This window comes from Flavobacterium suaedae (genome assembly GCF_014642915.1).
Classification (GTDB): domain Bacteria; phylum Bacteroidota; class Bacteroidia; order Flavobacteriales; family Flavobacteriaceae; genus Flavobacterium; species Flavobacterium suaedae.
Genome location: NZ_BMJE01000001.1, coordinates 211429 through 224701 on the forward strand (window position 1 = coordinate 211429; position 13273 = coordinate 224701).

Consider the following 13273-nt stretch of genomic DNA (forward strand, 5'->3'; position numbering starts at 1 on the left):
ACGCCAATAACTTGTAATAAGATGCAATTATTGCATTTAGGTTGCCTTGATAGCTACTAAATACATTACTAGAAGTTAGGGCTAAGGTTATATTTTTTATAGAATGTTTCTATAGCTTCAAGCACTTCATCTTCGGTATCTACAACCTGAATAAGGTTTAAATCTTCAGGGCTGGCATTGAAATACTTTTCAATCATTACACTTTTTATCCAGTCTAAAAGACCGCTCCAAAACTCTCTTCCAACTAATATAATAGGGAATTTAGCTATTTTTTTGGTCTGTATAAGTGTAATGGCTTCAAACATTTCATCAAGCGTACCAAAGCCTCCGGGCATTACAACAAACCCTTGCGAATACTTTACAAACATTACTTTACGTACAAAAAAGTAATCAAAATTCAGGTTTTTGTTAGCATCGATATACGGATTGAAATGCTGCTCGAAAGGTAACTCTATATTAAGCCCTACAGATGGACCGCCACCTGTGTGCGCACCTTTATTTCCGGCTTCCATAATACCTGGACCACCACCTGTAATAACACCGTAACCGGCTTTAGCTATTTTATAAGCAATTTTTTCAGCAAGTAAATAATATTTATCGTCCGGTTTTGTACGTGCGGAACCAAATATGGAAACAGAAGGTCCTATACGAGCCATTGATTCGTAACCGTTAACAAATTCAGCCATTATTTTAAAAATAGCCCAAGAGTCGTTACTTCTTATCTCATTCCAGCTTTTTTGTTTTAACCTTTCCTGTATGCGTTCGGCATCATTTTCATATTTTTCTGTTGACATGCAATATTTTTTTTCAATTGAACAAACACGCTAAGATAGTTCTTTTTTAAGAAATTTAGCGGTATAACTTTTTTTGTCTTTTGCTACTTCCTCCGGTGTTCCTTTTGCAACAAGCTTCCCGCCGCCTTTACCACCTTCGTAGCCAATATCAATTATATAATCAGCCAGTTTAATAACATCTAAGTTATGCTCTATAATAAGTACTGTGTTCCCTTTATTAACCAGCTTGTTAATTACTTCCATTAATACTCTAATATCTTCAAAATGAAGCCCTGTAGTAGGCTCATCAAGAATATAAAAAGTATTACCGGTATCTCTTTTAGAAAGTTCCGAAGCGAGTTTTATACGCTGGGCTTCTCCTCCTGAAAGCGTAGTACTTTGTTGTCCTAGCGTAATATAACCTAAACCAACATCTTGTATGGTTTTTATTTTACGATATATTTTCGGGATGTTTTCAAAGAATACTACAGCTTCGTCTACCGTCATTTCCAAGACATCCGATATAGATTTTCCTTTATAGCGAATTTCCAGCGTTTCACGGTTAAAGCGTTTTCCTTGGCAGGTTTCGCACTCTACATACACATCGGGAAGGAAATTCATTTCAATAACACGAAGTCCCGAACCTTCACAGGTTTCACAACGTCCGCCTTTCACATTAAAACTAAATCTACCCGGTTTGTACCCGCGAATCATAGCTTCGGGTGTTTGTGTAAATAAACTGCGTATTTCACTGAAAACACCTGTATAAGTAGCAGGGTTAGAGCGTGGTGTACGCCCAATAGGCGATTGGTCAATATCAATAACCTTATCAATATGTTCCAGCCCTTTAATACTTTTATAAGGCTGTGGTTTTTTAACCGCATTAAAAAAGTGTGCGTTTAAAATAGGGTAGAGGGTTTCATTGATCAGCGTACTCTTACCGCTACCTGAAACACCTGTAACACATATTAGTTTACCTAATGGGAACTCAACCGATACATTTTTTAGGTTATTACCTGTAGCACCGGTTAGTTTTATAATATGTCCGTTACCCTCTCTGCGTTTTTTAGGTATTTCAATTTCTTTTTCACCGTTTAGGTAAGCAGCGGTAAGTGTATGTTCTTTAAGTAATTGTTTTGGCGTTCCTTTACTAACTATTTGCCCACCAAATCGACCCGCAGCAGGACCTATATCAATAACATAATCGGCACATTCTATCATGTCTTTATCGTGTTCTACCACAATAACCGAATTCCCTATATCTCTTAACTGTTCTAAAGAGTGAATTAATTTCTCATTATCACGTTGGTGTAACCCTATACTTGGTTCATCTAATATATATAGTACTCCAACCAATTGCGAACCTATTTGTGTTGCCAACCTTATACGTTGTGCTTCACCACCCGAAAGCGAGCGTGAACTTCTGTTTAATGATAGATAGGTAAGCCCTACATCTACTAAAAAGCCGAGTCTTGCGCTAATTTCCTTTACAATTTCGGTTGCTATAGCCTTTTGCTTTTCCGAAAGTTCTTTATCAATATTGTCAAACCAGTTGTGCAAGTCTGTAATATCCATTTCGGCAAGTTCAGCAATGTTGAGACCGTTTACTTTAAAGTAAAGCGATTCTTTTCTTAATCTACTGCCGTTACATTCGGGACAAGCTACCTCATCCATAAACTCCTTTGCCCAGCGTTTAATGGAGGTACTGCTGTTTTCGTTATACTGATTTTTTATAAAGCTGGCTATACCCTCAAAATCAATTTTGTATTCCCTGCTAACACCAAGCGTTTTAGATGATACGGTAAACTTTTCTTTACCACCGTTTAAAATCATATCCATTGCCTTTTCAGGAATATCCTCTATAGCGTCAGTCAGTTTAAACCCGAATTTCTCTCCAATAGCTTCAATTTGCTTAAATATCCAAGAGTTTTTATAATCTCCCAGTGGCGCAAATCCCCCTTTTTTAATAGTAAGTTTTGGGTTGGGTATTATTTTAGAAAGGTTAATCTCGTTTACTTTACCAAGACCATTACAATTTGGGCAAGCACCTTTTGGTGAGTTAAACGAAAATGTATTCGGCTCAGGGTTAGGGTACGATATTCCTGTGGTTGGGCACATAAGGCTACGGCTGTAATAGCGCATTTCATTAGTCTCATGTTCAATCACCATCATAACATCATCCCCGTGATACATAGCAGTTTTAATACTTTCTGCTAAACGCTTCTCTGTATCCTCCGATGTATCAACAGCCATACGGTCTATAACCGTTTCTATATCGTGGGTTTTGTAACGGTCAACTTTCATTCCGCTTTCTATTTCACGAATTTCGCCATCAACACGAACTCTTAAAAACCCTTGTTTTGATATTTGTTCGAAAAGTTCACGGTAATGTCCTTTTCGCGAACGAATTACAGGAGCCAGTATAGTAATGCGCTTACCGTTAAATTTTTCAATGATAAGATCACGAATCTGGTCGTCGCTGTAGCTTACCATTTTTTCGCCTGTTTCGTAACTGTAGGCATCAGCAGCACGGGCGTAAAGCAGACGCAAAAAGTCATATATCTCGGTGATAGTTCCTACGGTAGAACGTGGGCTTTTACTGGTTGTTTTTTGTTCTATAGCAATAACCGGTGATAGCCCGTCTATTTTATCTACATCGGGGCGTTCCAGCCCACCCAAAAACTGACGCGCATAAGCCGAAAAAGTTTCTATATAACGGCGTTGCCCTTCGGCGTAAATGGTATCGAAAGCTAAGGATGATTTTCCCGAACCGGAAAGACCGGTAATTACCACGAGTTTTTCGCGGGGTATGGTAACATCTATATTTTTAAGGTTGTGGGCGCGTGCGCCTAACACTTCAATCGTATCTTCGTTATTCAGCATAGCATTTTTGTGCAAAACGCAAATTTACTGATTTTTATGGAGAATAAAGAGGTAAGTGAATTGCAATGTATTGTTAAAATAGAAATATAATATTATACTATTAGTTTACTTAAGTTGTGATTTTTTGATATTTTAACATTAAATTTTACTTTTTAATAAATTAGATAGTTAAAGTATTGATGCCAAGTGTTTTTACCTGTTTTTTGTATAAATATATGATATATGTTTGTTTTATCATTTTGTAGCTACAATGATATTTTTTTTAATTTTTAATAAAAAACTAATTAATTATGAAACAAATAAAGTATTATACATTAGGATTGTTAAGTGTAGCATTATTAACTGTAGGTTTATATTCCTGCAGTAATGAAGATAATAGTGATATCCAAAATAATGAAGCAAGTAAAACTGTCTGGAATAAATCAAATGATGATGTTAGAGGAGGTCTGGTAGCAAAAATTGAAAACGGTGTTGCTGTGGCTTTATATGATGAGAAAGAAGCAAAAGATTTACTAGTAGATAGTGGTACTTTTACTGATGTTGAAAGCATCGAATTAGCATATGGGTTAAATCCTGATACAAATCAGTATGAAGCATTCGTAACTCTTATTGCCACAGAGGCATCTACTTCTATGGTGGTGGGTATAGTAGCAGATTTAACTATAGAAGGAGATAAATTAATTATTCCAAACCCTGAAACGGAATATCAAGCTTTTGCTAAACACTCATGTACTCCAAAAAATTGCAGTTGGTGTCAGTTTGACAGAAGTTGGTTTTTGGGAAGAATAAAGGGGTGTGATTGCAATAGAGCTGCTGAGGAAGGTAAGCCATCTTCATGTTTGCATGGGTTAAATAGTGGTCCTGCGCCTGGTTTACCTGAATTAGTAAGTACTTTAACTAAACTAGCTGCAGGAATTTAGAAGTTAAATTATTAAAGTCCTAATATAGTTTTTACTATATTAGGACTTCATTTTTCAACTAAAAATTATGAAAATTAAATGCCTATTTCTTAAAATGGGATGTTTACTTACTTTATTAAACACATATAGTAATTATGCACAACTTCCTGTAAAAGAGACATTAAAAGTCTTGCAAAAAATGGATGAGTCTTTGCTTAATATCAATACTGTTGTCTATAAAATAGATTATAAAAAGAAATTTCTGTCAAGTAGAGATACTGTTCATACCATAGCTGTTTGCTCACTTTATATAGCACCAAAAGATAAAATGAAAGCATACAATATTGTAGATTTATTGGTAGAAAATAGTTATGGGCATAGGCGATATGATGGAAAAAGGGCTTTTTTAAAGTATCATAGTGTTGATTCTTTGACTAAAGATGTTGAACCGCAGATATATAAAAGAAGAAGAGTAAGACATGCAGTGGTAGAGGGCTATAAGGATTTATTATTAAGTGAATATCTGCCACGTGAGAAATCTCCACACAAGTATAAGCTAAATGATGAAAACGAAGGGAGAATTGAAAATTTCACCCTCACAGAAGATATATTAAATGGTACTCCTGTTTATCTGCTGACTATAAATTTTAAAGATCAAGATGGTATAAAGGATAATGTTGAAAAGCATTATATTAGGAAATCAGATTATTTACCTATCGCTTACTATTCTTATATGTGGTGGGAGACTATGGTTCAATATAGGTATTATGAGGTAGATTATTTAGCTATAAACCCTGATATTTCATTAGATGAATTTAAAGTTGATAAAAATGAAACTATTAATGCAGAAGAGCGTTATAGTACTTTAATGGAGAAACTTAAGAGTGAAGAATAGCAATTTTAAAAATGGATAAATTATGAAAAATAGCTATACTATTATTGTGTTTTGTTTTTTAATAGTAATTTTTAGTTTAAACAGTAGTAATGCTCAAACTAATGAAAAAGAAATAAGTTTACCTGATTTAGAATTAAAATTACATAATGATGAGGTGTTAAATCTTAGTGAACTAAAAGGCAAAGTAGTATTACTTGATTTTTGGTACAGAGGCTGCGCTCCATGTTTAGAGGCTATGCCAGAACTGATTAAGTTACAGAAAGAGTTTAAAGATGATTTGGTTATAATTGGTATAAATAAATTTGATTTTAAAGAGGATATTGTTGCTTATTTTGAATATAAAAAAACGAATTATCCATCTACATATAAAGTTCAAAAAGATATTGATAAATATTTAAATATTACAGTAGAAGGTTACCCTACTGTTGTTCTTTACGATAAGGAAGGAAATATGATTAAAAAGGATTTTGGTTATAGTAAAGGAAGAATGCGTTCTTTATATAAAGCAATTAAAAGAGCTGTAAAGCGATAATTGTTGAGCTTAAAGCGAACTTTAATTAAGTCTTAACGCAAGTAAAAAAATGTCTTCTTTATCTTTAAAGTTAAATAAACATAACTATGGCTTATAAAGAAACTGATACAGTAGAATGGAATTGGGGTAATGGTACAGGTACGGGAAAAATAAAAAAAGTGTATACCCAAAAAATAACAAAAACTATTAAGGATACTGAAGTTACCCGAAACGCCAGTGAAGACAGCCCAGCTTACCTTATAGAGCAAGAGGATGGCGATAAAGTTTTAAAAGGGCATGACGAATTAAAAAAGAAATAGTTTCTATAATAATAAAAAAAGCATTTCATAATGAAATGCTTTTTTTATTAAAGTGTTTTTATCTCCCGTATGCCTGGCGTTCTACCATCCATTGCGGGTATTCGGTCGTTAACTTGCTTACTTCATCAATACGTTGCAGTTCTTCTTTGCTTAGTTCTATTTCTGTAGATTTTAAGTTGTCGTTTAACTGGTTAATGTTTTTCGCTCCTATAATAGTACTGCTAATACCCGGCTGCATTCGTACCCATGCTAAAGCTATTTGTGCTGCCGATGCATTTTTTTGTTTACCTATTTGGGTTATTATATCAATAATATCGTACCCTTTATCCTTATTAACAGGAGGGAAGTCAAAGTTTGCACGACGGCCTTCTGCATTTTCATTATTGCGAGTGTATTTCCCTGAAAGGAACCCTCCTGCTAACGGGCTCCAAGGCATAATGCTTAAGTTCTGGTCTTGTGCCAGGGGCATTATTTCACGTTCAATATCTCTGCCTGATAACGAGTAGTAATACTGCATACCTACAAATTTATGCCAGCCGTTCTTTTCTGCTATTCCCTGTGCTTTCATAACCATCCATGCCGGCCAGTTACAAACGGCTACATAGCGTACTTTACCTGACTGTACTACATCATTAAGTGTACGCATTATTTCTTCAACGGGAGTACGCGGGTCTACACCGTGAACATATAATATATCAATATTGTCCAGTTGTAAACGCTTAAGGCTTTCATCAACCGAGTAGAATATATGGTAGCGCGAAAGCCCTTGCTCATTTGGTCCTTCACCCATTGTGCCTCTAACTTTTGTAGCAATAACTAAATCATTTCGGTTTACACCTAAATCTTTTAATGATTGCCCTAACAGTGTTTCTGACTCTCCCATAGAGTAAATATTGGCAGTATCAATAAAATTAATACCCGAATCAATTACTGTTTTCATTAATTCGTTAACACCGTCTTGCTGAACGCCTGCAATTGCGCTCCATATACCTTTGTCGCCAAAAGTCATAGTCCCGAAACATAATTCCGAAACAAGCAGCCCTGTGTTGCTTAAATAATTGTAATTCATAGTAGTATTGTTGATTTTGTTTACAACAAAATTAACAGATTATGGAGCTAATCAGGTTGCGCGAATCAAACTTAAAATTGCAAAATTCAAACAATAGAACTGTAGTTTTAGTTAAAGTTTGTTAAAGCGAAAATAGCTTAAGGAAGGTTTTATTTTTATTAAACCTTATACTACTATTATAGTTCTCCTTTTTTTATACTTTTGCAAAAAAAATATAAACATGCTTTCAGTTTCAAATTTATCTGTACAGTTTGGCAAACGCGTTTTGTTTGATGAAGTAAATACTTCATTTACACAAGGGAATTGCTATGGAATTATAGGTGCCAACGGTGCAGGGAAATCAACATTTCTTAAAATATTAGCAGGAGATATAGACCCAACATCAGGTCATGTAAATCTTGAGCCTGGCAAACGTATGTCGGTACTAAACCAGAACCACAATATGTTTGACGAATATACGGTACTGGAAACAGTAATGATGGGTAACAAAAGGCTGTATGAGGTAAAGAAAGAAATGGATGAATTGTATATGAATCCTGATTTTTCTGATAAGGATGCTGAAAGAGTAGGAGAGTTACAGGTAGTATTTGAAGAAATGAATGGCTGGAATGCTGATACTGATGCTGCTACTTTATTATCCAGCCTTGGCATAGGTGAGGAACACCATTATACCCAAATGGAAGATATGGATAGCAAACTAAAGGTACGTGTGCTTTTAGCACAAGCGCTGTTTGGTAATCCTGATGTACTGATAATGGATGAGCCTACTAACGACCTTGACTTTGAAACAATTTCATGGTTAGAAAATTTCCTTGCAAATTATGATAATACAGTAATAGTAGTATCGCACGACCGTCACTTTCTTGATGCTGTATGTACACATATATCAGATATTGACTTTGGTAAAATAAACCAATACTCGGGTAACTATACTTTCTGGTACGAATCAAGTCAGCTTGCTGCTAAACAAAGAGCACAGCAAAATAAAAAGGCTGAGGACAAGAAAAAGGAATTACAGGAGTTCATTATGCGATTTAGTGCTAACGTGGCAAAATCTAAACAAGCTACCAGTCGTAAAAAAATGATTGAGAAGCTAAAAGTTGATGATATTAAGCCGTCAAGCCGTCGTTATCCTGCTATTATATTTGAAAGAGACCGTGAAGCGGGCGACCAGATATTAAACATAACAGGGCTTAGCGCATCTGTAGAAGGGGAAACGCTTTTTAAAGATGTAAACTTTAATATGGCGAAAGGCGATAAAGTAGTGGTAGTTTCTAAAGACTCCCGAGCTACTACAGCCTTTTATGAGATTATAAACGGAAATATGGAGCCGGAAAGCGGAAAGTTTGAATGGGGTATTACTACTTCTCAATCGTACCTACCTGCTGATAACAGTGAGTTTTTTGATAATGACCTAACACTTGTAGACTGGCTTCGCCAGTGGGCTACAACTGAGGAAGAACGTGACGAGGTTTATGTACGCGGTTTCCTTGGTAAAATGCTTTTCAGTGGAGAAGAGGCTTTAAAAACAGGAAGGGTATTATCAGGAGGTGAAAAAGTACGTTGTATGCTTTCACGAATGATGATGATTCGCGCTAATGTATTAATGCTTGATGAACCTACTAACCACCTTGACTTGGAAAGTATTACAGCCTTTAATAACTCATTAAAGAACTTTAAAGGTTCGGTACTGTTTACAACGCATGACCATGAATTTGCACATACAGTGGCCAATCGTGTACTGGAAATAACACCAAATGGTATTATAGATAAATACATGACATTTGATGATTATTTTGATGATGAAAAAATAAAAGAACAAAGAGCTAAGCTATACGCTAAGTAATAATATAAAATCCCGCAATATTTATTGCGGGATTTTTTTATAGGTTAAATACTCTCTGTTTATTACTTTCTAACTTTATATACAAGCCATAGCACTAATGCTATTATGGCTATTACTATAAATATACCAACGCTTATACCGGCTTCAAAAATATCACCGGCTAGTTCACACCCTGCAAATAAAGGCAATAACATAGAGAGTAAACCAAGTTTTATTATTCTGTTTTGCATAATAATTAATTGTTTAAGGTTTGCTATAATAAAGTTAGGATATGTTATGGTGTATTTAGTTAAAAATAAACTAATTGTGATAATATTATCCATGTAAGACTTATTATCCACAATAAATTTAAACCTCATTTTTATAAGCACAGTATTTTTCTGTAATTTTACAGACTAAACCAATAATGCATTTATGACTCAAAAAGTATTACTTACTGCTAAAGAAGTCAACATCATATTACATCGTTTAGCATGTCAGTTAATAGAAAATCATCTTGATTTTAAAGAAACTATATTAATAGGATTACAGCCCAGAGGTCGCTTTTTAGCAGAACGTATTAAACAAATTCTGGAGCAGGATTATAACGTAGACAATGTATTACTTGGTTTTTTAGACATAACTTTTTTCCGTGATGATTTCAGGAGATCAGGAAAACCTTTGGAAGCCAATAAAACCCAAATAGACTTTTTAGTTGAAGGTAAAAATGTTGTTTTTATTGATGATGTACTTTATACAGGCAGAAGCATAAGAGCAGCACTTACCGCAATACAATCTTTCGGCAGACCGTCGTCTATCGAGTTATTAACACTAATAGACCGTCGTTTCAGTCGCCATTTGCCAATTCAGCCTGATTACAGAGGCAGGCAGGTAGATGCCATAAGCGACGAAAAGGTAAAAGTAACCTGGAAGGAAAACGAAGGAGAAGACAGCGTTTATTTAATTTAAAAAAGCATACAGCAACACAACCATATAATGAAAGAATTAAGCGTTAATCACCTGTTAGGCATAAAGTATATAACCAAAAATGATATAGATCTTATTTTTGAAACTGCCGACCAGTTTAAAGAAGTAATTAACCGCCCTATAAAAAAAGTTCCTTCTCTTAGGGATTTTACTATTGCTAATATATTTTTTGAAAACAGTACCCGTACCAAACTCTCTTTTGAGCTGGCACAGAAAAGACTGTCTGCTGATGTTATTGGTTTTTCAGCAGGGCAATCATCAGTAAAAAAAGGAGAAACCTTAATTGATACTGTAAATAACATACTGTCAATGAAGGTAGATATGGTGGTAATGCGCCATTCAAGCCCGGGAGCGGCACACTTTTTATCGCAAAATGTAAAAGCAAGTATAGTAAATGCCGGAGATGGTGCACATGAACACCCAACACAAGGCTTACTGGATTCTTATACCATTCGTGAGCGATTAGGTAGTACAGAAGGTAAAAAAGTAGTTATAGTGGGCGATATATTACATTCGCGTGTTGCGCTGTCTAATATTTATGCTTTACAATTACAGGGAGCAGAGGTTAAAGTTTGTGGTCCTAAAACATTAATACCAAAGTATATTGAATCGTTAGGAGTTAAGGTTGAGCCTAATTTACGAAAAGCTTTAGAGTGGTGCGATGTTGCTAATATGTTAAGAGTACAAAATGAAAGGCTTGATGTAAATTACTTCCCTTCAACAAGAGAGTATACACAACAATATGGAGTGGATAAAGAACTGCTGGACTCTTTAAATAAAGAAATAGTTATAATGCACCCGGGACCTATAAACAGGGGGGTAGAAATAACCAGTGACGTTGCAGATTCTCAGCAATCCGTAATATTAGATCAGGTAGAGAACGGAGTGGCAGTACGTATGGCTGTTATATATTTATTAGCTTCTAAAATAAAGCAGTAAGTAGTATTATTAACTAAATGATATTAAAATTTGGTTAAGCTTATAATTTAAAACTATTTACATTAGTAACTTAGCTGAAATTAAACAAAATAAAAATGAAAGTAGTAGAAAAAGGAAATACTGTAACTATTAAAAATACTCAGGGAGATATTACTGCTTTTCAGGAAAAGATTAATAAAGAATACAACAATAAGTTTAAAGATTATAATATAGTACTTGACCTTTCTCATGACGAGAAGTTGAGTTTAAATCAAATATTATCTTTTTTACCATTATCTAATAAACACCGTAAAGCAAAAAAATCATTTGTATTGGTTATTAGTGATTTTGACTATAATGACGCTCCGGAAGAAATGGTAATAGTGCCTACAGTACTTGAGGCACACGATATTATACAAATGGAGGAAATTGAGCGTGATTTAGGTTTTTAGGTCCTAAATATAAATATACCTTTCTCCACCAATTAACGAGAAATAATGAATTTAACAATATTAGGCTGTTATGCAGCTACACCAAGGACTTTAACAAATCCTACTGCTCAGGTATTGGAAATTAAAAACAGAATGTTTTTAATTGATTGCGGAGAAGGTACACAGGTACAATTACGAAAACATAAGCTTCGTTTCTCTAAGATAAATCACATATTTATTTCACATCTGCATGGTGACCATGTTTTTGGACTTATAGGACTCATATCTACTTTTTCGTTACTTAATCGCCAGACAGATTTACATGTACATGGACCGAAAGGCATAAAGGAAATGATACTTTTACAGTTAAAACTTTCTAAAGCATGGACAGGGTATAACCTGTATTTCGATGAACTGGAATCGGATGAATCACAGGTAGTTTTTGAAGATGATAAAGTAAAAGTTAGTACAATACCTTTAAAACACCGTATATATGCTAATGGTTATCTTTTTGAAGAAAAGGAAGACCCGCGAAAGCTAAATGTAGCAGCAGTAGAAGAATACGGTATAGAAACCTGTTATTATAATAAAATTAAAGCAGGTCATGATATGAAGCTGGATGATGGCAAATTAATACCAAACAAAGAGTTAACTTTTGATCCTGCTCCGCCAAAAAGCTATGCATTTTGTTCGGATACCGTTTACCATGAGCCTGTTATACCCATTATTAAAGATGTTGATGTTTTATATCACGAAAGTACTTTTTTGGATAGTGAAGAACACTTATGTGAAAGAACAATGCATACTACTGCAAAGCAGGCGGCTTTAATAGCGAAAAAAGCAAATGCTAAAAAATTGATTTTAGGTCATTTTTCTACACGATATAAATCAATGGAACTCTTTAAAAAAGAGGCACAAACTGTATTTGAAAATGTTGATATTGCTGATGACGGTAAATTTTTTGATCTGTAATTATCAGTTTTGCAACTTATTTAATAATAAAAGTAATCTTACCTTTGTACTACTGGAAAAGTGATTTTTTTCAGTAGTATTTTTTTATAAATAACTTCATTATTTTCCTGCTATGAAAGATTTAAGCAATTATAGAAAATCATACGAAAAAAGTAAACTTATAGAAGAAAACCTTCCTGAAGATCCTATTTCGCTTTTTAGAAACTGGTTTATAGAGGTTGAAGAATTTGGTGGTGGGGCAGAAGTAAACGCTATGACTGTTTCTACTATAGGATTAGATGGTTTTCCAAAATCAAGAGTAGTACTTTTAAAACAATTTACTTTTGAAGGCTTTGTTTTTTATACTAATTATAATTCTGAAAAGGGTAAAGCAATAGCGAAAAATCCAAATGTATGCTTATCGTTTTTTTGGCACGAAATGGAAAGACAAGTTATTATAAAAGGTAAAGCTGAAAAGATAGCTGAAAATCTTTCAGACGGATATTTTGACAGCAGACCTGTTGGAAGCAAACTAGGTGCTGTTGTTTCTCCGCAAAGTCAGGTAATACCATCACGTGATTATTTAGATAAAAAATTAGTAGAATTTGATAAAGAATATCAAGGTAAAGAAATACCGAGACCGGATAATTGGGGAGGCTATATTGTTAAACCTGTGTCAGTTGAGTTTTGGCAAGGCAGAGCTAACCGACTACATGACAGAATACGCTATACTATGGCTGAAGATTACTCCTGGAACAAGGACAGGCTGGCTCCTTAAACTTTAATAGCAAATTAACAGCTAAAAATGTTC

At 34.5% G+C, this 13273-nt stretch carries 14 protein-coding genes; 10 read left to right on the forward strand and 4 right to left on the reverse strand.

The features are described 5' to 3' along the window. Positions 1-68: 68 nt before the first annotated feature. Positions 69-794 carry an LOG family protein gene (locus tag IEW45_RS00995; RefSeq protein ID WP_188619357.1) on the reverse strand — a complete coding sequence of 242 codons (726 nt, stop codon included), beginning with the start codon at positions 792-794 and terminating at the stop codon, positions 69-71. Between the two features lie 30 nt (positions 795-824). Continuing rightward, positions 825-3656, reverse strand: a complete 2832-nt coding sequence (gene uvrA / locus IEW45_RS01000; protein ID WP_188619358.1) for an excinuclease ABC subunit UvrA — start codon at positions 3654-3656, stop codon at positions 825-827. Positions 3657-3946: 290 nt separating this feature from the next. On the opposite strand from uvrA, the gene IEW45_RS01005 reads away from it, so the two are divergent. The 4 genes from IEW45_RS01005 (at position 3947) to IEW45_RS01020 (ending at position 6281) form a co-directional block, all read left to right on the forward strand. Further along, on the forward strand, positions 3947-4576 hold the full coding sequence (locus tag IEW45_RS01005) for a hypothetical protein (RefSeq protein ID WP_188619359.1): 630 nt from the start codon (positions 3947-3949) through the stop codon (positions 4574-4576). A 67-nt stretch (positions 4577-4643) separates the two neighbouring features. Then, positions 4644-5450 (forward strand): hypothetical protein, encoded by an 807-nt coding sequence (locus IEW45_RS01010; protein WP_188619360.1) that lies wholly within the window; start codon positions 4644-4646, stop codon positions 5448-5450. A 22-nt stretch (positions 5451-5472) separates the two neighbouring features. Then, positions 5473-5982, forward strand: coding sequence for a TlpA family protein disulfide reductase (locus IEW45_RS01015; protein ID WP_188619361.1), 510 nt, complete (start codon positions 5473-5475; stop codon positions 5980-5982). 86 nt (positions 5983-6068) lie between these two features. Then, positions 6069-6281, forward strand: a complete 213-nt coding sequence (locus IEW45_RS01020) for a hypervirulence associated TUDOR domain-containing protein (RefSeq protein WP_188619362.1) — start codon at positions 6069-6071, stop codon at positions 6279-6281. 58 nt (positions 6282-6339) lie between these two features. Here IEW45_RS01020 and IEW45_RS01025 read toward each other — a convergent pair whose 3' ends face one another. Continuing rightward, positions 6340-7350 carry an aldo/keto reductase gene (locus tag IEW45_RS01025; protein WP_188619363.1) on the reverse strand — a complete coding sequence of 337 codons (1011 nt, stop codon included), beginning with the start codon at positions 7348-7350 and terminating at the stop codon, positions 6340-6342. A gap of 220 nt (positions 7351-7570) precedes the next feature. On the opposite strand from IEW45_RS01025, the gene IEW45_RS01030 reads away from it, so the two are divergent. Then, positions 7571-9196, forward strand: coding sequence for an ABC-F family ATP-binding cassette domain-containing protein (locus IEW45_RS01030; protein ID WP_188619364.1), 1626 nt, complete (start codon positions 7571-7573; stop codon positions 9194-9196). A 62-nt stretch (positions 9197-9258) separates the two neighbouring features. Here the strand turns inward: IEW45_RS01030 and IEW45_RS01035 are convergent, their stop codons facing one another. Continuing rightward, positions 9259-9519: a hypothetical protein gene (locus IEW45_RS01035; protein WP_188619774.1), complete on the reverse strand. Its 261-nt coding sequence runs from the start codon at positions 9517-9519 to the stop codon at positions 9259-9261. A 91-nt stretch (positions 9520-9610) separates the two neighbouring features. Here IEW45_RS01035 and pyrR point away from each other — a divergent pair, with 91 nt between their 5' ends. The 5 genes from pyrR (at position 9611) to pdxH (ending at position 13240) form a co-directional block, all read left to right on the forward strand. Continuing rightward, positions 9611-10144, forward strand: a complete 534-nt coding sequence (gene pyrR, locus IEW45_RS01040) for a bifunctional pyr operon transcriptional regulator/uracil phosphoribosyltransferase PyrR (protein WP_188619365.1) — start codon at positions 9611-9613, stop codon at positions 10142-10144. A gap of 27 nt (positions 10145-10171) precedes the next feature. Beyond that, on the forward strand, positions 10172-11101 hold the full coding sequence (locus tag IEW45_RS01045; protein WP_188619366.1) for an aspartate carbamoyltransferase catalytic subunit: 930 nt from the start codon (positions 10172-10174) through the stop codon (positions 11099-11101). A gap of 95 nt (positions 11102-11196) precedes the next feature. Next, positions 11197-11532, forward strand: coding sequence for a ribonuclease Z (locus tag IEW45_RS01050; protein WP_188619367.1), 336 nt, complete (start codon positions 11197-11199; stop codon positions 11530-11532). A 45-nt stretch (positions 11533-11577) separates the two neighbouring features. Next, a complete protein-coding gene (locus tag IEW45_RS01055; RefSeq protein WP_188619368.1) occupies positions 11578-12483 on the forward strand; it encodes a ribonuclease Z in 906 nt (301 codons plus the stop codon). Positions 12484-12595: 112 nt separating this feature from the next. After that, positions 12596-13240 (forward strand): pyridoxamine 5'-phosphate oxidase, encoded by a 645-nt coding sequence (gene pdxH / locus IEW45_RS01060; protein ID WP_188619369.1) that lies wholly within the window; start codon positions 12596-12598, stop codon positions 13238-13240. The last annotated feature ends 33 nt before the right edge of the window (positions 13241-13273 follow it).

Excerpts from the sequence above, each read along its gene's own strand:
- IEW45_RS00995 (WP_188619357.1), bottom strand. The coding sequence starts at position 794 with ATGTCAACAGAAAAATATGAAAATGATGCCGAACGCATACAGGAAAGG.
- uvrA (WP_188619358.1), bottom strand. The coding sequence starts at position 3,656 with ATGCTGAATAACGAAGATACGATTGAAGTGTTAGGCGCACGCGCCCAC.
- IEW45_RS01005 (WP_188619359.1), top strand. The coding sequence starts at position 3,947 with ATGAAACAAATAAAGTATTATACATTAGGATTGTTAAGTGTAGCATTA.
- IEW45_RS01010 (WP_188619360.1), top strand. The coding sequence starts at position 4,644 with ATGAAAATTAAATGCCTATTTCTTAAAATGGGATGTTTACTTACTTTA.
- IEW45_RS01015 (WP_188619361.1), top strand. The coding sequence starts at position 5,473 with ATGAAAAATAGCTATACTATTATTGTGTTTTGTTTTTTAATAGTAATT.
- IEW45_RS01020 (WP_188619362.1), top strand. The coding sequence starts at position 6,069 with ATGGCTTATAAAGAAACTGATACAGTAGAATGGAATTGGGGTAATGGT.
- IEW45_RS01025 (WP_188619363.1), bottom strand. The coding sequence starts at position 7,350 with ATGAATTACAATTATTTAAGCAACACAGGGCTGCTTGTTTCGGAATTA.
- IEW45_RS01030 (WP_188619364.1), top strand. The coding sequence starts at position 7,571 with ATGCTTTCAGTTTCAAATTTATCTGTACAGTTTGGCAAACGCGTTTTG.
- IEW45_RS01035 (WP_188619774.1), bottom strand. The coding sequence starts at position 9,519 with ATGGATAATATTATCACAATTAGTTTATTTTTAACTAAATACACCATA.
- pyrR (WP_188619365.1), top strand. The coding sequence starts at position 9,611 with ATGACTCAAAAAGTATTACTTACTGCTAAAGAAGTCAACATCATATTA.
- IEW45_RS01045 (WP_188619366.1), top strand. The coding sequence starts at position 10,172 with ATGAAAGAATTAAGCGTTAATCACCTGTTAGGCATAAAGTATATAACC.
- IEW45_RS01050 (WP_188619367.1), top strand. The coding sequence starts at position 11,197 with ATGAAAGTAGTAGAAAAAGGAAATACTGTAACTATTAAAAATACTCAG.
- IEW45_RS01055 (WP_188619368.1), top strand. The coding sequence starts at position 11,578 with ATGAATTTAACAATATTAGGCTGTTATGCAGCTACACCAAGGACTTTA.
- pdxH (WP_188619369.1), top strand. The coding sequence starts at position 12,596 with ATGAAAGATTTAAGCAATTATAGAAAATCATACGAAAAAAGTAAACTT.